Genomic DNA, 19,735 nt, shown 5'->3' on the forward strand with positions numbered 1-19,735 from the left:
TCAGGCGGCGGGTGACCCGAAGACCTGGAGCTCGGTGAGGTCGCTGTAGGTGCAGCCACCGAAGCCCCCCGAGGGACAGCTGGTGGCAAAGCTCGGCACCTGGCTGCCCAGGATCCAGAGCTTCACGAAGCGCACACCGCTCGCTGCCACCGGCACCTGGTTGTAGCGCCCGCGGTCGGTGGCCGTGAAGGTGCCCATGGTGGCGGTCGTCCAGGTGGTGCCGTCGACCGACGTGTCGATGCGGTAGGCGCCCGTGGCCGAGCTGCCGGGGTCGCCACAGGTGGACGACGGGTCGACGGCGAACGACGACACGTCGACCGTGGCGCCGAGGTCGACCGTGACGTACTTCGGCACGAAGACGTTGGTCGGGGTGCCGTTGTCGTCACCGGTGGTCGAGCCCCAGCCGCTGCCCTGGGACAGGTCGATGGCGCCCCGGGGACCGCACGAGAAGCTCGAGTAGTCGGGTCCGTTGAAGCCGACCACATCGGCCCCGCCGCTGGCGGCGGCCCAGTCGCGGCGCAGCGTGAAGCTGCCGTCGCTCGCCTTGCGGGTGTTGACCGCCTTGGTCGACAGCTCGTAGCCGTCCTTGCTCGCGACGACCTTGGCGTAGGTGCCTGGCAAGACGTTCGGGATGACGTAGGTGCCCGTGCCGTTGGTGACGGCGGTGTAGTCGCTCGAGTAGCCCGAGTCGTGGCCCGTGACGTGGACGACGACGCCGGCCAGCGGGGTGTTGCCACTGCTGGGGTCGGTGACCCGGCCGCTGATCGACGTGCGCGGGGTCTGGGCCGCGGGACGGACGTGGAAGTCCTCGGCCGGCATCGCGTCACCGGCGTCGGTGGCGCCCAGGAGATCCTCCGGTCAGGTCGGGATCTGACCTGAGAAAGAGACCCCTTCGTGGTCTTTGTCGACCAGCGGCTCGTGCCACGAGGGGTCTGGCGGGGCACGACCGATCTCGAGAGGTGTGCGGGTCGTCACCGGGTCGTAGGGTCGTGACTCGTGACCACCTACGACGACATCGTCATCGGCGCCGGCCACAACGGCCTCACCGCCGCGGCCTACCTCGCACGAGCAGGTCGCAGCGTGCTGGTGCTCGAGCGCCTCGACCACGTCGGCGGGGCTGCGGTCTCGGCGCGCGCCTTTGCTGGCCTGGACGCCCGCCTGTCGCGCTACTCCTACCTCGTCTCGCTCCTCCCGCAGCAGCTGGTGCGCGACCTCGACCTCGATCTGCGGCTGGTCCGTCGCCGCTACTCCAGCTACACCCCGCTCCCGTCGGACCCTCGTCGCGGCCTCCTGGTCGACACCGCCGACCCCGCCTCGACCAGGGCGTCGTTCGTCGAGGTCACGGGCGACGACCGCGACTTCGAGGCGTGGGAACGCTTCTACGCTCGGATGGGGGCGTTGGCCCGGCAGATCTGGCCCACGGTCCTGCAGCCTCTGCGATCGCCGGCCGAGCTGCGTGACCTCGTCGGTGACGACGACCTCTGGGACGCGCTCACGACGAGACCGCTGGGCGAGCTGCTGCGCGCCACCTTCGACGACGACCTCGTGCGGGGACTCGTCGCCTCGGACGCGCTCATCGGGACGTTTGCCGACCTCGACGACCCCTCCCTGGCCCAGAACACCTGCTTCCTCTACCACCTGGTGGGTGGTGGCACAGGCGACTGGGACGTCCCCGTGGGCGGGATGGGGGCCGTCAGCGGTGCCCTCGCCCGCGCTGCGGCCCACGCAGGAGCCACGATCGTCACCGGGGCCGAGGTCACCGCGGTGACGGCCGATGGCGAGGTCACCTGGACCCACGAGGGCCGGGCTCGCTCGACCCGGGGGCAGGTCCTGGTCGGGCTGGCCCCGGCCGTGCTCGACCGGCTGCTCGCCTCCGCCGGGGCCGGGCCGGTCTCGAGCGGGCCGGCGCCCGAGGGGTCGCAGCTGAAGGTCAACATGCTGCTTCGTCGGCTACCCCGGCTGGCCGACCCCCGCATCGACCCGGTGGCCGCCTTCTCCGGCACCTTCCACGTCGCCGAGACCTTCACCCAGCTGCAGGAGGCGTATGCCCTGGCAGCCACGGGCGTCGTCCCCGCCGGCGGCCCGTCCGAGATCTACTGCCACACCCTGTCGGACCGATCGATCCTAGGGCCCGAGCTGGCCGAGTCCGACGCGCAGACCCTGACCCTCTTCGGTCTCCACTTCCCCGCCCGGGTCTTCGCGCCCGACCACGAGACCCGTCGCGACGAGGCCCTGCGGGCGGTCATGACGGCCCTCGACGGCGTGCTGGGCGAGCCGCTCGAGCCGCTGCTGCTGCGCGACGCCGACGGACTTGCGGCCATCGAGGTCCGCAGCCCCCTCGACCTCGAGGGCGACCTCGCCCTGCCCGGCGGCAACATCTTCCACCGCGCCCTGCAGTGGCCGTGGGCCGAGCAGCCGGACGAGGTCGGGCGCTGGGGAGGCGAGACCCGCTACCCGCGGATCACCCTGGCGGGTGCCGGTGCCCGACGTGGCGGCGGGGTCTCTGGCATCGCCGGGCACAACGCGGCGCGGGCCGTCCTGGAGCTGACGGGCGACTAGGGCGCGCCTGTGCGCCGGCGAGCCCGCGGCATACGGCACGATGTCACCATGGACCGTCAGCAAGAGTTCGTCCTCCGCACCATCGAGGAGCGTGACATCCGCTTCGTGCGGCTGTGGTTCACCGATGTGCTCGGCACCCTCAAGTCCGTCGCCGTCGCGCCGGCCGAGCTCGAGGGAGCGTTCGCCGAGGGCATCGGCTTCGACGGCTCCTCGATCGAGGGCCTGTCCCGCGTCTACGAGGCCGACATGCTCGTGCGACCCGACCCGAGCACCTTCCAGGTGCTGCCGTGGCGGGGTGAGAACCCGGGCACCGCGAGGATGTTCTGCGACCTGCTGCTGCCCGACGGGTCGCCGGCGTCGGCCGACCCGCGCCACGTGCTCCAGCGCGCCCTGACCAAGGCGGGCGAGATGGGGTTCACCTTCTACACCCACCCCGAGATCGAGTTCTTCCTGCTCAAGGAGCCGCACACGGCCGGCGGTCACCCGGTGCCGGTCGACGAGGCCGGTTACTTCGACCACGTGCCCCACGGCATGGGCCACGACTTCCGCCGCGCCGCGATCACGATGCTCGAGTCGATGGGGATCTCGGTCGAGTTCTCCCACCACGAGGGCGCGCCGGGGCAGAACGAGATCGACCTGCGCTACGCCGACGCCCTGTCGACGGCTGACAACATCATGACCTTCCGCACCGTGATCAAGGAGGTGGCGCTCGAGCAGGGCATCTACGCGACCTTCATGCCGAAGCCGTTCGCCGAGCACCCCGGCTCGGGCATGCACACCCACCTCAGCCTCTTCGAGGGGGACACCAACGCCTTCTACGAGGCGGGCGCCCCCTACCAGCTGAGCCGGGTGGGCCGGCAGTTCATCGCCGGGCTGCTGCGACACGGGGCCGAGATCGCCGCCGTCACCAACCAGTGGGTCAACTCCTACAAGCGACTCTGGGGTGGGGGAGAGGCCCCCGCCCACCTGACCTGGGGGCACAACAACCGCTCCGCGCTGGTGCGCATCCCGATGTACAAGCCCGACAAGGGCAACTCCAGCCGGGTCGAGGTGCGCTCCCTCGACGCCGCCTGCAACCCCTACCTCGCCTTCGCGGTGCTGCTCACGGCCGGGCTGAAGGGCATCGAGGGCGAGTACGAGCTGCCTCCGGAGACCGAGGACGACGTCTGGAGCCTCACGGACGGCGAGCGGCTGGCCATGGGGGTGCAACCACTGCCGAGCTCGCTCGGTCGGGCGCTCGAGATCATGGAGAGGAGCGACCTCGTGGCCGAGACCCTCGGCGAGCACGTCTTCGACTTCTTCCTGCGCAACAAGCGCAAGGAGTGGCTCGACTACCGCCACCAGGTGACGCAGTTCGAGCTCGACCGCTACCTGCCGAGTCTCTGACCCCGGCGGCCAGACGCCTCGTGCCTCCCCGGATCAGCAGCCACGCGCAGCTCGCCCGTCTCGGTTTCGCGGAGCCGGAGCGGGCTGACCGCCTGCTGGCCGACCCGGTGCTCGCGGGCCTGCTCGACCCCCTCGACGACCACTTCGACGACGGGCTCGTCGAGGCGCTGAGCCGGGCGGCCGACCCCGACCTCGCGCTCCTGGGCCTGGTGCGCCTGCTCGAGTCGCTGGCCGCGACCCCGAGCCCGGCGGGCGCCGCCGACGACGTCGAGCGGCTGCAGGTGGTGTCGACCCTGCGTCACCGCGGTCTCGGGCGCGATCGGCTCGTGGCGGTGCTCGGTGGGTCGACCGCGCTGGTCGACCACCTGGCCCGTCACCCCGAGCACTGGCGCGCGGTCGCCGAGGCCTCGATGCCGACGGCCGAGGGGCTGCGCAACGACCTGCAGGATGCGGTGGCCCCACGGGGCCGGGGCGAGCTGCCGGCCTACGACGCCCTGCGGGTGGCCTACCGGCGGCAGCTGCTCTCGATCACCGCCCTCGACCTCACCTCCAGCGACCCGGTCGCCTACCTGCCCATCGTGGCCGAGCAGCTCGCGTGGCTCGCCGAGGCGGCGCTCGAGGCGGCGCTGGCCATCGCCCGCGAAGACCTCGGTCCCGGCCACGAGGCCGCACGCCTCGCCGTGATCGGGATGGGCAAGACTGGTGGTGGGGAGCTCAACTACGTCTCCGACGTCGACGTGATCTTCGTCGTGGAGCCGGCAGCCGGCCACAGCGAGGCCCGGGCGATCGAGGTGGGCACCCAGCTGGCGGTGTCGCTGATGAGGGCCTGCTCGGCCACCTCGGCCGAGGGGAGCCTGTGGCCCGTCGACGCGGCACTGCGGCCGGAGGGCAAGAACGGGCCCCTGGTGCGCACCATCGCGGGCCACCGGGCCTACTACGAGCGCTGGGCGAAGACCTGGGAGTTTCAGGCGCTGCTGAAGGCCTGGGTGTCGGCCGGGGACCGCGAGGTGGGCGAGTCCTACCTCGCGGTCATCCGGCCCTTCGTCTGGGAGGCGTCCGGCCGTGACAACTTCGTCGAGGACGTGCGGGCGATGCGGCGTCGGGTCGAGGCGCACGTGCCGGCAGCCGAGGCGGGTCGACAGCTCAAGCTCGGCCGGGGCGGCCTGCGCGACGTGGAGTTCGCCGTGCAGCTGCTCCAGCTGGTGCACGGGCGCTCCGACCCGACCCTGAGGTCGGCGACGACGCTGGAGGCGCTCGCGTCGCTGGCGAAGGGCGGCTACGTCGGACGTGACGACGCGGCGACCCTCGACGAGGCCTACCGGCTGCTGCGCACGCTCGAGCACCGCATCCAGCTGCACCGCATGCGCCGCACCCACCTCATGCCGACCAGTGACGCCGACCTGCGGAGGCTGGGGCGCTCGATCGGCCTGCGCATCGACGCCGCCAAGGCCGTGGTGGACCTGTGGCAGTCACGCGCCCGAGAGGTGCGCCGGCTGCACGAACGACTCTTCTACCGCCCGCTGCTGGGCGCTGCCGCCCGGATGAGGACCGTCGACTCGACACTCAGCCCGGAGCAGGCCGGCCGTCGCCTGCTCGCCCTCGGCTTCCTCGACCCGGCCGGCGCGCTGCGTCATCTCGAGGCCCTCAGCGTCGGGGTGTCGCGCCGCGCGGCGATCCAGCGCACGCTGCTCCCGGTCATGCTGGGCTGGCTGGCCGACGAGGCCGATCCTGACGCCGGGCTGCTGGCCTTCCGTCGGGTCAGTGACGAGCTGGGCACCATCCCGTGGTATCTCAAGATGCTGCGGGACGAGGGCCGAGCGGCCGAGCGGCTCGCCCGCGTGCTCGGTCGCAGCCGGTATGCCGCCGACCTGCTCGTGCGCTCACCCGAGAGCGTCTCGATCCTCGGTGACGACCGGGGCCTGCTGCCCCGCACGCAGGACCAGCTGGTGGTGACGATGCGCAGCGCGGCGATGCGCAAGGTCGAGCCTGCGGTGGGGGTGACGGCCGTGCGTTCCATCCGCCGGCACGAGCTGCTGCGCATCGCCTTCGCCCAGCTGACCGGCCAGATCGGGGTCGTCGAGGTGGGGCACGCCCTGTCCGACCTCACCGCGGCGACCCTCGAGGTCTGTCTCGAGGCCGTCGTGCGCCAGGTCGAGCAGTCGTTGGGGGAGCCGCTCGGCACCGAGCTGGCCGTCATCGGCATGGGCAGCCTCGGCGGACGCGAGATGGGCTACGCCTCCGACGCCGACGTCCTCTTCGTGCACCGGCCCCGGCCCGGCACTCCCGACGAGGTCGCGCAGAAGCGGGCCCTCACCGTGGTGCAGGAGCTGCGACGACTGCTCGGCGAGCCGGGGCCGGACCCCCAGCTCGGTGTCGATGCCGACCTGCGCCCGGAGGGCAAGGCCGGTCCGCTGGTGCGCAGTCTCGCCTCGTATGCCGCCTACTACGACCGGTGGGCCCTCACCTGGGAGTTCCAGGCCCTGCTGCGAGCCCTCCCCGTGGCCGGGGACCCCGGGCTCGTCGCCGACATGATGGCCCTGGTCGACCCGCTGAGGTATCCCGAGGCGGGGCTGCCCGCAGCCCGGGTGCGGGACGTGCGGCTCATGAAGGCCCGAGTGGAGGCCGAGCGGCTGCCGCGGGGGGCCGACCGTCGCACCCACCTCAAGCTGGGTCTCGGCGGCCTCACCGACGTCGAGTGGACCGTGCAGCTGCTGCAGCTGCGGCATGCCGGACGGGTGCCCTCGCTGCGGGTCACGGGGACCATGGCCGCCCTCGATGCGGCCGAGGCCGCGGGTCTGCTCCCGGCCGAGACTGCCGCCGACCTGCGCACGGCGTGGGGCTTCGCCACCTCGCTGCGTCGCGCCTCCGTGCTGTGGCGGGGGCGGGCGGTCGATGCCGTCCCGAGCGACCTGCGTGACGCCGACGGTGTCGGGCGCATCGTCGGTCGAGATGCGGGACGCGGCGCGACGTTGGAGGATGACTACCTGCGCATCAGCCGGCGCAGCCGGGCGGCCATGGAGTCGAGCTTCTACGCGGACTGATCACGCCGGTGCTGCACCGGTGGATCTGGCCGCGGTGGCTGCGGGACCCGGTCATGGGGGTTGGCGACAGGCAACGAAGGACGAGGGATGGGCACGCAAGGGGACTCCACGGAGTCCGGGACCGAGACGGCCGAGGTCGCGACGTGGACCGAGCTCTTCGCGGTCCCCGGAGTGGGCCTGCTGTTCCTCGTCCAGGCGCTCTCGACCTGGGGTGACTACATCGCCCGCCTCGCGGTCGCGGCAGTGGTCTACGCGTGGACGCAGTCGCCGCTCGCGACGGCCACCACCCTGGCCGTCAGCCTGCTCCCGGCCGTGTTCGGCCGGAGCCTGCTGAGCCCCCTGGTCGACCGCTTCCACTTCCGGTCGGTCCTCGTGGGGTCGGCGGCGGCCCGTGGCGTGCTGGTGGTCGCCCTGATCACTGCGGTGCAGCTGAGCCTGCCCCTCCTCGTGCTGCTGTGCCTGCTCGTGCTCCTCGAGCTGCTCGGCGCGCCCGCGGCGACGGCCGCGCAGGTGATGTGGGCCGAGCTGCTGCCCGATCGTCGACACTTCGTGCGGGCGATGGGCCTCGCGGCCCTCTCTGACCAGGCCAACCAGGCGGTGGGTCTGGCCCTCGGCGGTCTGTTGATCGGTCTCGTCGGGGTCTCGACGGGGCTGGTCCTGGATCTCGCGACCTTCGCGGTCGTGGTCGTCGTCGTGCTCGCCGTGGTGCGACCCGGGACCGCGGCGTCGTCGCCGCCTCGGCTGCGCGTGCTGGGTTCGCTCAGGTCCGGTCTGCGCTTCATCGGCAGGGACCCCGTGCTCGTGCGGCTCCTCGCCCTGAGCGCGGTCTCCACGCTCGCGGTCATCGCCCCCGAGGCCGTCGCCATCCCGTATGCCGGTGAGGACAGGTCGTGGGGAGGGCTCCTGATGAGCGCCCCCATCGCCGGGGCCGCGATCGGTGTCCTGGTGGTGAGCCGCTGGGCGCCTCGGGTGGCCAACGCGCGGCTGCTGCCGATGGCCGTGCTGATGCCCCTGCCCCTGCTCCTGACGGCGTTCCACCCGAGCCTGGCCCTGACCTGGTTGCTGTGGTGCGCCAGCGGGGTCTTCCAGGCTTTCATGTTGCCGCTGCAGTCGACCTTCACCCTCGTGGTGCCCCAGGAGCGCCGCGGCACGCTGCTCGGTCTCGCGGCCTCGGTGTCGGTGGGGGTGTCGGGCGCCGCCTACCTCGTGGCCGGCTGGCTGGCCGAGCACACCACCCCTGCCGCCGCGGTGACCGTCTGCGCCGTGGTCTGCCTGGGTGGCCTGCTGCTGGTCGGTGGGACGTGGCCCCGGCGCCAGCTCGAGTCCGTGGTGTCCCGGGTCTACGGGGTCGACGGCCCGGCGGGTCCCGGCACCGCGGCATCCCGGGGATGATCATGGTCCTCACCGGTGCCGGACGATCAGCGGCCGCGGGGTTCTCCGTTGCGCAGGTACAGTCCGCTCATCGTGGAGCGTGAACAACTTCAGTGGTCGAGATGCTCGCGCTACGGACGAAAGTGGGTGTCGTTATATGCGCTTAGTTCTGTTTGACCGAAAATCTCACGCGGGAAGACTGATAGATCACGTCGAAAACTTGTTCAAGGACCTTGTATCTTGCACAACTTCTGCCTAAGTTGAGGGCACAGCCTTCCCCGGGATCCACCGGGGGTTGTCCCACCGCTCGGGATGAGCGCCAACGAGGAGTGCACACCATGATCATGCGAGCGAGCGTCAGTCTCCCCCCCGCCCGTGTCGAGGCCTACGAGTGGCAGGAACAGGGTCGCTGCCGCGGGATGGACTCGGAGAAGTTCTTCACCGACGACCGGGACCAGAACCAGAAGCGCCGGGTGAGCCGCACCCGTGACGCGAAGGAGCTGTGCTCTGGCTGCCCCGTCATCACCCAGTGCCTCGAGCACGCGCTCGCGGTGCCGGAGAACCACGGCATCTGGGGTGGCACCACGGCCGCCGAGCGCCAGCGGATGCTGTGGCAGATGGCTGGCTGAGGGCCGCGAGCGAGCGGCCACGACCGCTCGTCACCCCCCACGATCTCGCACGTGAACGACTGCGTCGCCCGGACAGCCACGAGGCTTGCCGGGCGTTCGGCTGTTCAGGGGGCGATGTCGGTCGTCCCCGACCGGTCGAGGGCGCTGCGCACCGAGTGCTCGAACAGCTCGCCGACCTCGGTGCCGCCGGCCCGGGCCATCACCGCCAGCACGCTGGTGCGAGCGAACGAGCAGTAGAGGCTCGCCTCGAGGAACCAGGGATCCCCGGCGGGGTCCACCCGGAAGTCGAAGAGGCTGTAGTCACGGCAGCCGAGGGCCCGGTGGGCCGCGCGGGCCACCGCCCACACCCTCTCGGTGAGGGGGTCGCCGGGGTCGACGACCCAGGCGTGCTCGGCGTCCTTGGCCACGAGCTCCAGGTCGCCATCACCGCCCCTGCGCAGCTTGTCGGCTGCGTCGCGGATCGGCTTGCTCTCGGGGTCGACCGCATACTCCTCCAGGGGGAGGCCGACCAGCTCGCCGTCGCGCTCGACGATCCCGCAGCGCACCTCACGCCCGAGGGGGACGAACTCCTCGACAAGCACCTCGTCGGAGTGGAGGAAGGCCTGTGCGAGAGCAGCCTCGTAGCCCGCGGTTGCCGTCACGAGCGAGACGCCGTGCGAGTTGTCGGCGTCGACCGGTTTGACGACCACGGGCGGAGGCAGGCTCGCCCGGTCGCCAGGACGCAGCAGCTCGCCCCGAGGGACGGGCACACCTGCCGCGGCGACGACGGCGCGGGCGCGGGCCTTGTGCGCACCAAGGGCCATGACGTCGGGAGCGTTGCCCACGTAAGGAATTCCCAGGAGGTCGAAGAGGGCTCGGTAGGTCGTCATGCCGGGCAGGCAGAACATCTGCGGGACCATGACGTCGACACCGAGGCTGCCCAGGTGGGCGATCGCCGCCTCGGGGGAGAGCAGGTCGGCCTGCGAGACGGCGTCGTCGCCGAGGCCGGACGGAAAGCTCCAGCGGCCGTCGGGGAAGACGACGGCGACCAGCTGCTCGTAGCGCTCGGGGTCGGCTGTCGCCGTGAGGGCATCAGCGGCGTAGAGCCGGGAGAGGTCGCCGAAGAAGTCGTCGACCGAGGAGCCGGTCAGGTGGAGCACGCGCAGGGGCCGGGTCACCTCAGTCTCCTGCTGCCTCGACGAGCTTGCCGATGTTGAAGTCGATGCGGATCCAGCCCTTGCCGTGTCTCAGGTTCTGCAGCAGGAGCCACGGGATCTGCAGGTGGTGCACCAGGAGGAAGGGCAGAGGGTCTGACCAGTCGAAGATCGCGTCGCGGCCGTGGCGCACCACCCTCGCCCGCGCGGCAGCGGTCGACGGGTGCGCGAGCATCCGCCACAGCTCGTGGTAGAGCCAGTAGGTCGGGCGGCTCGTCGGCAGCGGGCGGATCAGGGGGTGGCCGTCCTCGAGGTAGGCGGGGGCGAGGTCGGGGTGGCCGTCGAAGAGGGTGATGGCCGAGTGGGTGCGCGGGTTGCACTCGATGGCGTAGACCCGACCGTCGCCTGCCCTCATGAAGTCGAAGGAGAACTGCCCCGTCAGGCCGGTCGACTCGACGAAGCGGGTGACCCACTGCTCGATCTCGGGCACGTCGACGCTGGCGTAGTTGACCTGGAAGGCCGACGACTCGCAGCAGCAGTAGACCTGCAGGCGGCCGGCGCGAGCCGTGCCGTGGGTGCAGTACTCCTGGCCGGAGACGAACTCCTGCATGACCCACGGGGTCTCGGGGGACATCGGCTTGGTGTGCGCGAAGGCCGACGTCGAGGCCCGCGTCGGGCGCGGAAGGAGGGTCAGGTCGAGGCGGTGCACCGGGTCGTACGGGATGCTCTTGAGGATGAAGTCACGCCCGCTCGAGGCGAAGTCGAAGGACGATACCTGCTCGGGGTCGGTGACCCGGAGCGACTGCGGCACCGGCAGGTCGAGGTGCGTCGCCAGCTCGGCGAACGCGCCCTTGTCGTCGAGTGCCTCGATGGTCTCCGGGTCGGCGTGGACCACCTCGCAGTGTCCGGCCAACAGCTCCTTGGCCACGGCGTCGTAGTAGCTGGCCGCGGGGCTGCACACTGGGACGTAGACGTCGACCCGCTCGGAGACGACGATGTCGAGCAGTGCCTGGGGGTAGCGCGGGTCCTGCGGGCTCGGCACCGTGTGAAAGCGTGAGACCGAGGTCGAGAAGCGGTGCCCGGTGAGCCGGTACTTGGTGGACTCGACGAGCACGACGCGGTAGCCGGCGGCGTCGAAGGACCGACACAGCTGCAGGGCCTTGGTCATCTTGCCGCCACTGACCAGCACGGTCCTGCGGGGCGTCTGGTGGCCCGACGGGCTCTGCTGCTGGCCGCCCGTGCGAATCCGCTTGCGCAGCAACGCCACACCGGTCAGGGCGACGTTCGCCGGCAGGGCCAGGCCGAGCAGTCCGAGCGCCCCGACGGTCCGCAGGCAGTCGCGGGCGACCGCGCGGGGCGGTGCGGTGCTCACGAGCCGTCGGGTGGGGCTGCGGGACCGTAGCCCGCCACCATGCCGCGGTGCATGACCCGGTCTCCCACGACCCCCGCGTGGTCGGCCCGGTGCAGGACGCAGCCGTTGTCCCAGATGACGACGTCTCCCGGGCTCCAGACGTGGCGGTAGACGTTGTCGGGCCGGGTCGAGTGCTCGAGGAGCAGGTCGACCAGCTCGCGTGCCTCGCCGGGCTCCAGCCCGCTCACGTCCGCGCAGCGGGCAGCCGTCGTGAGGTAGAGCGCGTCGCGGTGCGACAGCGGATGGGGTCGCACCACCGGGTGACGAGCCGACCCCTCGTCGTCCGGACCGAGCTCGACACCGGTGACGACGTGCTCGATCGTGCGCCCGTCCACCCGGGCACGCAGCTGGGGGTCGAGGGTCTCGAGGGCGCGGTACTGGTTGCTGAAGAGCGTCTCACCACCCTCGTGCGGGATGGTGACCGCGCGCAGCGCCGTGTAGGCGGGCGGCTGGCTGACGTAGCTGGTGTCGACATGGAACGTGCTCCGGGGAGGGGTGGTGCGGCCGACGTTGCTGATCACGTTGAGCTCGTGCAGGTCGTCGACGGGGATCTCCCCGGGCGAGGGCATCAGGTCGCCGAAGGCGTGCAGGACGGCGACGAAGGCGGCGTCGTCGAGGTGCTGCTGGCCGGGGACGACGACGACGCCGTGCTCGGCCAGCAGGTGGCGCAGACGGGCCACCGCCTCCGTCGTGACCTGGGCGGGGTCGGCGAGGTCGAGGTCGGTGACCTCCACCCCGAGGGGCTGCAGCACGGTCTCGGTCATCGGGGGTCCTGGTCGTCGGCGCGGTCACCGTGGTCGCGGTCGACCCGGCGGATGAGGGTGAGTCCGTCCCGCAGGGGGAGCAGCACCTGCTCGACCCGGGGGTCAGCCGCCAGCGCAGCGTTGAAGCGCGCGATGGCGTCCCCGTTGCGGGTCGGCTCTCCCCCCACCCACGGCTGTCCCTGCATGAGGGTGTTGTCGACGCAGACCAGGCCGTGAGCGGCGAGCAGGCCACCGTCGAGGACGGCGTCGACGTAGCCCTCGTAGCCCGGCTTGTCGGCGTCGACGAAGACGAGGTCGAAGACCTCTCCCCGCGCCGCGAGGTCCCGCAGGGTGTCGGCCGCGGCACCGACCCGCACGGTGACCTTGCGACCGGCACTCGACTCGGCGAACGCGCGCTGCGCGAAGTCGGCGACGGCGGCGTCGACCTCGCACGCGACGACCTCGCCGTCGCGGGGGAGGGCCTCGGCCATCGCCAGCGCGGAGTAGCCGGTGAACATGCCGACCTCGAGCACCCGACGGGCGCGGCAGGTGTGGACGAGCATCTTCAGCAGCTGGCCCTCCACGTGACCTGACAGCATCTCTGCCTCCAGCGGCGCCGCCCCGGCCCCGCCGGGAGCGCTCCAGTCGGCCACCCGCGTCAGGTGGGCGAGCCGGGCCAGGGCAGGGGACTCCGGGGTCGTGCACTCCTCGAGGTAACGGTCGAGACCACCGGCCAGTGCGCGGCACTCGTCGAGGAGGGCCGCTGTGGTCGGATCGGCCGACGGGCTATGCAAGAGAACCGATCTCAGCACGTCGAGGCGAGCGGCGAGGATCCCCAGGGGCGTGACCGGGCGCAGCGCCGGGGCGGCAGGGGCCTCGGTGTCGGCGGTCACCGGTCGCTGTCGAGGAACATGTCGAGACCCTCGCCGCCGCGCGGATACGACCGCACCACCTCGTGGTGCCGGGCCAGGATCGACTCCAGCTCGTCGGGGGTGAGGTCGTTGAGGAACACGCAGGTGCCCACCGGGCTCGGCACAGCGGCGCGCAGGAGCCCGTCACGGGTCTGCAGGATCGAGTCGGTCGCCTGGTGGACGAGCCCGGGCGTGAGGTAGGAGCTGTCGAGAGCCAGACCGAGTCGTGACATCAGCCAGAAGATGCGGTCGCGGTCACTGACGGGGATGAGACCGCGCTGCTCGGCGATGGTCGTGGAGAAGGCCATGTCGATGTTGATGGCGTGCCCGTGGAAGAAGGGGACCTCGGGCGCCAGCTCGAGCGTCGGGCTCCAGGTGTGACCGAAGGCGATGACCCGGTCGAGGTCGAGCTCCTGCAGGTTGGGCGTCTCGAGCCGGAGCATGCTCTCGATGGAGTCGTACGTGATCCGGTGGGCGATCTCCCGCAGCTCTGGCGTGCCGTCGAGGTGCCCGAAGCGGGTGGCGAGCAGGTCCTCGCCGTACTTCTCCAAGAGGTCGAAGGTCGTCGCGTCGGCGACCGTGTTGATCTTGATCAGCTCGGCCATGCCGTTGCGCACCTGGTCCTCCGGCAGCGTGCGCAGGAAGGCGAAGTCGAGGATGACCTGCTGCGAGGCGTGGTAGGCGCCGAGTCGGTTCTTGTACTTCCCGTGGTTGACGGCGACCTTGATCGAGACGCTGGCGTCGATGAGCCCGATGAGGGTGGTCGGGATGCGGATGTAGTTGGTGGAACGGCGGAACGACGCGCAGGCGAAGCCGGCGACGTCGGTCGTCAGCCCTCCGCCGACCACGAGCACCGGCTCCTTGCGCACGAGACCGAAGGCGGCGAAGGCGTCGACGATCGACTCGACCGTGTCCCAGGTCTTGGTGCGCTCGTCGAGCTCGAGCGGGAAGACCGAGAGGGCGATGTCGTGGTGGGCGAAGTAGGCGCGCATCTGCTCGCCGTAGAGGCTCTCGACGGTGGCGTCGACCACGGCGAGGCAGCGACCCCACTGGCGGTAGCTGTCGGCGAGGTGGGTGTTGTCGACGGCGAAGACGCCGTCGACGTAGCGCAGGCTGTACTCCACCTTCTCGTAGGCCTCGACGTGGAAGCCCTGCTCCGAGGCCGTGAAGGTCGACAGCGGCGCGGTGCCGGCGGTGCCGGCGGTGCCGGCGGTGGGGGTCGCGGTGGTGGTCATCAGTTGCTCCGTCCGTCGTGGGTCACGAGCGCGGTGAGCTGGTCGAGGTCGACACTGCTCACGCGGGTCGCCGCCGCGGCGAACTCGTGGCTCTGGGTGTTGGTGTTGGGGAAGGCGACGCAGGTGACCCCGGCGGCCGCGGCAGCTGCGAGGCCTCCCTCGTTGTCCTCGAGGGCAACGCACGCGGAGGCGTCCTGGCCGAGGGTCTTCACGGCGTAGAGGTAGGCCGCCGGATCGGGCTTGGGAGCGCTCACGCTCGTGGTGTCGACGATCAGGTCGAAGTGCTCGGCCGTGATGCGGGGGCTGAGCGCGGCCAGCAGCGCGGCGACGTTGGCCGGCTCGGTCGTCGTGACCAGAGCGACCGACACGCCCTGCGCCCGGGCGGCGTCGATGGCCTCGGCCGCACCGGCCCGCGGAGACACGCCCCCGCTGGCCAGCCGGTCCTGGAAGAGGCGAGACTTCGTTGCGTGCACGGCGGCGACATCGACGTCCTGCCCGCGCTGCGCCGCGTAGACCGCGACACGGTCGCTGCCGCCGCTGCTGCGCAGCATCTCCACGTAGTCGTCGTGCTCCCAGCGCCAGTCGAGGCCGTGCTCGACGAAGGCGGCATTGAAGGCGTCGCGTTGAAGTTCCGAGGTATCGGCCAGCGTGCCGATGGAGCCGAAGAGCAGGGCGGTCATGTGAGTCCTCATGGGGGCGCGAGGGATCGCACGGTGACGTTGGTTTGCCACTGCCGAGCCCGAGGTCGGGTGAATGAGAGCCCTGGGCCAGGGCCCACCCGACGACGAACGTCATGGGGCGAACCCCGCCGACGCGGGTCTACAACGATCTTGGGGGCCTGACGCTGCTCTCGTCCACCGTGGTTGACGACGAAATCGACAGGGGCCTCGAGGGGCGGGAGCCGGGCTGTCCGATTGCGTCGCGTTCCGGCCGAACGGGCGATGGGGGAGCGACCAGGGACCCGACAGAATCGTTATGACCGATATTTACTGTTTATCACTTTCCACCAGGGGCATGTCATGAACCTGAGACGTCACTCGACGTACTCCACGCGAACCACCCGGTGGGAGGTGGCGCTCGCTGCGGCCGTCGCTGGGCTGGCTACCTGTCTTCCGGCGGTTCAGGGCTCCCCGGATGCGGTCGAGGGGGCGGCGCAGCCGCTGGTCCGAGCGGCTCATACGACCAGCAGCTTCAACAGTGACGAGTGGGGCGACGCCAAGGCCGACGCGGTCAGCAAGGACGTCTCCGGGAGGAACACGTCCGACAAGGACCCCGGCTCGCTGTTCATGGTGGGAAAGGCGATCGGTGCCCGCGCGGTGTGGGCGAAGAAGGACGACGCCGGCCGTCAGCTGACCGGGCAGGGCGTCGGGGTCGCGTTACTCGACTCCGGAGTCGCCCGCGTCGCCGGCCTGACCGGCGCAGGCAAGGTCACCTACGGCCCTGACCTGTCGATCGAAGCCAACGGCCCGTTGACCCAGCGCGACGGCTTCGGCCACGGCACCTTCATGGCCGGCATCATCGCCGCCCGGGGGACGACGGACCCCTCCTCGTCCCTGTCCGAGGCGCCGGCCAGCACACAGCTCGGAGTGGCCCCGGACGCGGCGCTCCTGGCCATCAAGCTCGCCAACAGGGACGGAAGCACCGACGTATCAGAGGTCATCGCTGCCCTGGACTGGGTCACCCAGCACCCGGTGCTGCCCGACGGCACCCGCGTGCGCGTCATCAACCTCTCCTACGGCACGAGCTCCACCCAGGACTATCTGGCTGACCCGTTGGCGGCGGCGGCGGAGAACGCCTGGCGGCACGGGATCGTTGTCGTCACCTCGGCGGGCAACGACGGGTCGGACGACGGTCGGCTCAACGACCCGGCGATCGATCCGCACGTCATCGCGGTGGGAGCCACCGACAACCACAACACGCTCTACGGCTGGGGCGCCGACAAGGCCACGGTGGCGTCGTTCTCTCAGGTGGGCTCGGCCTCCCGGCACGTCGACCTGGTCGCACCCGGCACGTCGATGGTGTCCACCAGGGCTCCCGGCTCCTTCATCGACGTCCACCACCCCGCCGGACGCCCTGCTGGCGACGTCACCGGCACGCTGTTCCGTGGCAGTGGCACCAGCGAGGCGGCCGCCGTGGTCTCCGGCTCGGTCGCGCTGCTGCTGCAGGCCTACCCGAGCCTGACACCGGACCAGGTCAAGTACGCCCTGACCTCCTCCGCCGACCCGGTCAAGGATGCCAGTGAGATCACGAGCGGAGCCGGTGCACTCGACCTGAGGCAGGCGCTGGAGACTGCCGGTCGGCTGAGCGGGACGGATGCGAGGGCCAGGACCCTGCGGGCGGCGGCCGTCCAGGACTACCCCGCCTCCACCGGGCAGGGGTCGATCGACGCCGCTCGAGGCGGATCCGTCCTGGTCGATGTCGACGGCGTCGACCTGTCGGGTGAGATCGACGTCCAGGGCAACCCCTGGGACGCAGCCGCCTGGTGGGCGGCCACCTCCAGCACGTCGGCCTGGTCCGGCGGTCAGTGGATGGGCAGCACCTGGACCGGTGACGACTGGCAAGCCGACTCCCACGGCCTCACCTCGTCGCGCTGGTCCTCGTCGCGGTGGTCCTCATCGCGCTGGAGCACCGCTGACTGGGACTCGTCGCGCTGGTCCTCGTCGCGCTGGTCCTCGTCGCGCTGGTCCTCCCCACGCTGGTCCTCGTCGCGGTGGTCTTCGTCGGACGGGTCCTAGGCGGATGCAACGCGCCTTGAGCCCCACGCAGTTCACGTGGCTCATGAGCGCCGTCCTGGCTGTCGGCGCGACGATGCTGACGGTTCGGTCAGGGGGCGGGCCGATCATGGCCCTCCACCTGCCGGATGCCGTCGTCGTGGTCGCGCTGGGCGCGGGCTTCTTCGCTGCCGAGCACTTCCAGCTCAATGTGGAGTTCCGGCGTCAGGCGCACACGTTCACGCTCGGCGGCGTCCCGTTGCTCGTCGGGGTCCTCGTCCTGTCGCCGACGGCCTTCGTCGTGACCCGTCTGGCAGCGTCGGTGCTGGCGTTCGTCTGGCAGCGGACGTCGGTGGACAAGATGGCCTACAACGCCGCGGCCTACGCCTTCGAGGCGGCGGCCGGGGCCCTGCTCGCGCACCTCCTGGTCGGCTCCAGCCAGGGACTCGACTCACGGACCGCCGTCACCCTGATCGCCGTCCTCGCGGGCGTGGACCAGCTGATGTCCGCTCTGGTGCTGCTGATGATCCGGGTGCACAACGGCCCACTGAGCCGGGCGGATGCGGTCGAGGTCATGGTGCCTGCGCTGGTCCTGAGCGTGGCGTCGACGATGTTCGCGTTCGCCCTGATCCTCCTGGTCGAGCAGGGAGTTCTCGGGGCGTTCGTCGCCGCCGTGCTCGTGACCGTCTTCGCCTCCGGCTACCGCACGTATGCCGCCGCCCGGCAGCGCCACCAGTCACTCGCGCTCGTCCACGAGTTCGTCACCGGTGGCGTCGGAGCCCAGTCGCTGGAGAGCCTCGCCCAGGAGCTGCTGTCCCGGATCCGGCGGCTGCTGCGAGCCGGAGCCATCCAGATGATGATCGACGACACCGACGTGGGCCACGAGATCGTGTCGGGCGCCGGCCCGGCGCTGGTGCTGGGCCTGGCCGAGGACGACGTCCTGGAGGTCAGCCACCAGGAGTTCGACCAGGAGGACTGGGTCGTCATGCGCACCCTGACTGAGCAGGAGTCGCTGCTGGCCACCCGGGCCACGAAAGATCCCGCGCTGCGGCTCTGGCTCGACGGGCACGGGTTCCGCGACGCGATGGTGCTGGCCCTTCCGGCCTCGAGCGGCATCCGGGGAACCCTTCGCGTCACCGACCGGCTGGGGGAGACGGCCACCTTCACCCACGACGACCTGACGCTCCTGCAAACCCTGACCGGCCACCTCTCGATGGCTCTGCGGAGCGCCCGCCTGGTGCAGAAGCTCGGCTACGAGGCCACGCACGACGCCTTGACCGGGTTGGGCAACCGCCGGGGGCTGTACACCGACGGACAGGCGAGGCTGACCACCGAGCCCGCCCGGCGCCGGGCACTGTTGCTGCTCGACCTCGACAAGTTCAAGGAGGTCAACGACAGCCTCGGCCACCACGCCGGGGACCAGCTACTGGTCGAGGTGGGAGCCCGCCTGCGCGCACGGCTGCGCGTCGGCGACCTGCTGGCGCGGCTGGGTGGTGACGAGTTCGCGGTCCTGCTCGAGGACGCCGACGCGGACGAGGCGTATGGAGTCGCGGAGGACCTCAGAGCGACGTTGGCCGAGCCCTTCACGCCTGCGGTGGGACCCTCGGGCGTGGGCAGCCTGACCCTGCACTCCACCGTCAGCATCGGCATCGCCCGGTTCCCGGACGACGGCCTCGACCTGTCCGCTCTGCTGCGCAAGGCCGACATCGCCATGTACAAGGCCAAGGTCTCCGGGCTCGGTCCCCACGTCTACGACGACGTCGACAACGCCGATGGGGCTGCCAGGCTGCGCACCGTCGACGACCTGCAGGCCGCCATCACCACCGGTCAGTTCGTCTTGCACTACCAGCCCAAGGTCGACCTGACGACCGGTGGAGTGCACGCCGTCGAGGCGCTGATCCGCTGGGAGCACCCCACTCGTGGCCTGCTCTACCCCGACGCCTTCGTCGGCCTGGTGGAGGTCTCGGGCCTGATGCGCTCCATGACCCGGCTCGTGCTCGGGCTCGCCCTGGACCAGGCCGCGACCTGGCAGGACCAGGGCCGACAGCTCAACATCGCGGTCAACCTCTCGGCCAGCTCCCTGGTGGACGACGCACTGCCCGACGAGGTCTTCGGCATGCTGGCCACCCGAGGCGTCCCGCCCAGTGCGCTGCAGCTGGAGATCACCGAGGACTTCCTGATGGCCGACCGTGACCGGGCCCGCAGGATCCTGACCCGGCTGCGTGGCGGAGGCGTCGAGATCTCGATCGACGACTACGGCAGTGGCTACAGCTCGCTCAGCTACCTGCGCGACCTGCCCGTGGACGAGCTCAAGCTCGACAAGTCCTTCGTGTTCCCGATGACCGACGACGTCCGAGCCGCCGCTCTGGTGTCTTCCAGCATCGCCCTGGCCCACAGCCTGGGGATGCGCATGGTCGCCGAAGGCGTCGAGACCCACCACGCCTACGCCGAGCTGGTCCGACTGGGCTGTGACCAGGCCCAGGGGTACTTCATCTGCCGACCCGTCCCCGCCTCCCAGCTCGACGACTGGCTGCGCCATCGAGCAGCGGTCCATCAGCCCACGTACCCGGCCTCGAGACAGTCCTCCGCGGTCCTCGGCTAGCAC

14 protein-coding genes are annotated in these 19,735 nt (G+C 71.1%); 7 read left to right on the forward strand and 7 right to left on the reverse strand.

Features of this window, described 5'->3' with window-relative positions; genetic code table 11:
- On the reverse strand, positions 1-819 hold the full coding sequence (locus tag V3N99_19950; protein MEO3939000.1) for a carboxypeptidase regulatory-like domain-containing protein: 819 nt from the start codon (positions 817-819) through the stop codon (positions 1-3).
- A 177-nt stretch (positions 820-996) separates the two neighbouring features.
- Between V3N99_19950 and V3N99_19955 the strand changes: the two genes are divergently transcribed.
- The 5 genes from V3N99_19955 to V3N99_19975 all read left to right on the forward strand — a co-directional run bounded on the left by V3N99_19955 (position 997) and on the right by V3N99_19975 (position 8,986).
- Positions 997-2,559, forward strand: a complete 1,563-nt coding sequence (locus V3N99_19955; GenBank protein MEO3939001.1) for an NAD(P)/FAD-dependent oxidoreductase — start codon at positions 997-999, stop codon at positions 2,557-2,559.
- 48 nt (positions 2,560-2,607) lie between these two features.
- Complete coding sequence (glnA, locus tag V3N99_19960; protein ID MEO3939002.1) at positions 2,608-3,945, forward strand: type I glutamate--ammonia ligase; 1,338 nt, start codon at positions 2,608-2,610, stop codon at positions 3,943-3,945.
- Positions 3,946-3,965: 20 nt separating this feature from the next.
- The gene (locus tag V3N99_19965; protein ID MEO3939003.1) at positions 3,966-6,986 is read left to right on the forward strand and encodes a bifunctional [glutamine synthetase] adenylyltransferase/[glutamine synthetase]-adenylyl-L-tyrosine phosphorylase; all 3,021 of its coding nucleotides are present in this window, start codon (positions 3,966-3,968) and stop codon (positions 6,984-6,986) included.
- Between the two features lie 87 nt (positions 6,987-7,073).
- On the forward strand, positions 7,074-8,378 hold the full coding sequence (locus V3N99_19970; GenBank protein ID MEO3939004.1) for an MFS transporter: 1,305 nt from the start codon (positions 7,074-7,076) through the stop codon (positions 8,376-8,378).
- A gap of 317 nt (positions 8,379-8,695) precedes the next feature.
- A complete protein-coding gene (locus V3N99_19975) occupies positions 8,696-8,986 on the forward strand; it encodes a WhiB family transcriptional regulator (protein ID MEO3939005.1) in 291 nt (96 codons plus the stop codon).
- Between the two features lie 104 nt (positions 8,987-9,090).
- On the opposite strand, the gene V3N99_19980 is transcribed toward V3N99_19975, so the two are convergent.
- The 6 genes from V3N99_19980 to V3N99_20005 are packed head-to-tail and all read right to left on the reverse strand — an operon-like array spanning position 9,091 to position 15,099.
- A complete protein-coding gene (locus tag V3N99_19980) occupies positions 9,091-10,143 on the reverse strand; it encodes a hypothetical protein (protein ID MEO3939006.1) in 1,053 nt (350 codons plus the stop codon).
- A 1-nt stretch (position 10,144) separates the two neighbouring features.
- Complete coding sequence (locus tag V3N99_19985; protein MEO3939007.1) at positions 10,145-11,491, reverse strand: hypothetical protein; 1,347 nt, start codon at positions 11,489-11,491, stop codon at positions 10,145-10,147.
- The gene (locus V3N99_19990; protein MEO3939008.1) at positions 11,488-12,294 is read right to left on the reverse strand and encodes a TauD/TfdA family dioxygenase; all 807 of its coding nucleotides are present in this window, start codon (positions 12,292-12,294) and stop codon (positions 11,488-11,490) included. Before V3N99_19990 ends, V3N99_19985 begins: the two co-directional genes overlap by 4 nt.
- Positions 12,291-13,166 (reverse strand): class I SAM-dependent methyltransferase, encoded by an 876-nt coding sequence (locus tag V3N99_19995; protein MEO3939009.1) that lies wholly within the window; start codon positions 13,164-13,166, stop codon positions 12,291-12,293. Before V3N99_19995 ends, V3N99_19990 begins: the two co-directional genes overlap by 4 nt.
- A complete protein-coding gene (locus V3N99_20000) occupies positions 13,163-14,419 on the reverse strand; it encodes a sedoheptulose 7-phosphate cyclase (protein MEO3939010.1) in 1,257 nt (418 codons plus the stop codon). Before V3N99_20000 ends, V3N99_19995 begins: the two co-directional genes overlap by 4 nt.
- Entirely contained in the window at positions 14,419-15,099 is a 681-nt protein-coding gene (locus V3N99_20005; GenBank protein MEO3939011.1) for an HAD-IA family hydrolase, read from the reverse strand. The genes V3N99_20000 and V3N99_20005 overlap by 1 nt, the downstream gene beginning before the upstream one ends.
- A gap of 339 nt (positions 15,100-15,438) precedes the next feature.
- On the opposite strand from V3N99_20005, the gene V3N99_20010 reads away from it, so the two are divergent.
- Together V3N99_20010 and V3N99_20015 are read left to right on the forward strand one after the other, a co-directional pair.
- Positions 15,439-17,154, forward strand: coding sequence for a S8 family serine peptidase (locus tag V3N99_20010; protein ID MEO3939012.1), 1,716 nt, complete (start codon positions 15,439-15,441; stop codon positions 17,152-17,154).
- A gap of 43 nt (positions 17,155-17,197) precedes the next feature.
- Positions 17,198-19,732: an EAL domain-containing protein gene (locus tag V3N99_20015; GenBank protein MEO3939013.1), complete on the forward strand. Its 2,535-nt coding sequence runs from the start codon at positions 17,198-17,200 to the stop codon at positions 19,730-19,732.
- The last annotated feature ends 3 nt before the right edge of the window (positions 19,733-19,735 follow it).

Source organism: Dermatophilaceae bacterium Soc4.6, from assembly GCA_039889245.1.
Classification (GTDB): domain Bacteria; phylum Actinomycetota; class Actinomycetes; order Actinomycetales; family Dermatophilaceae; genus Lapillicoccus.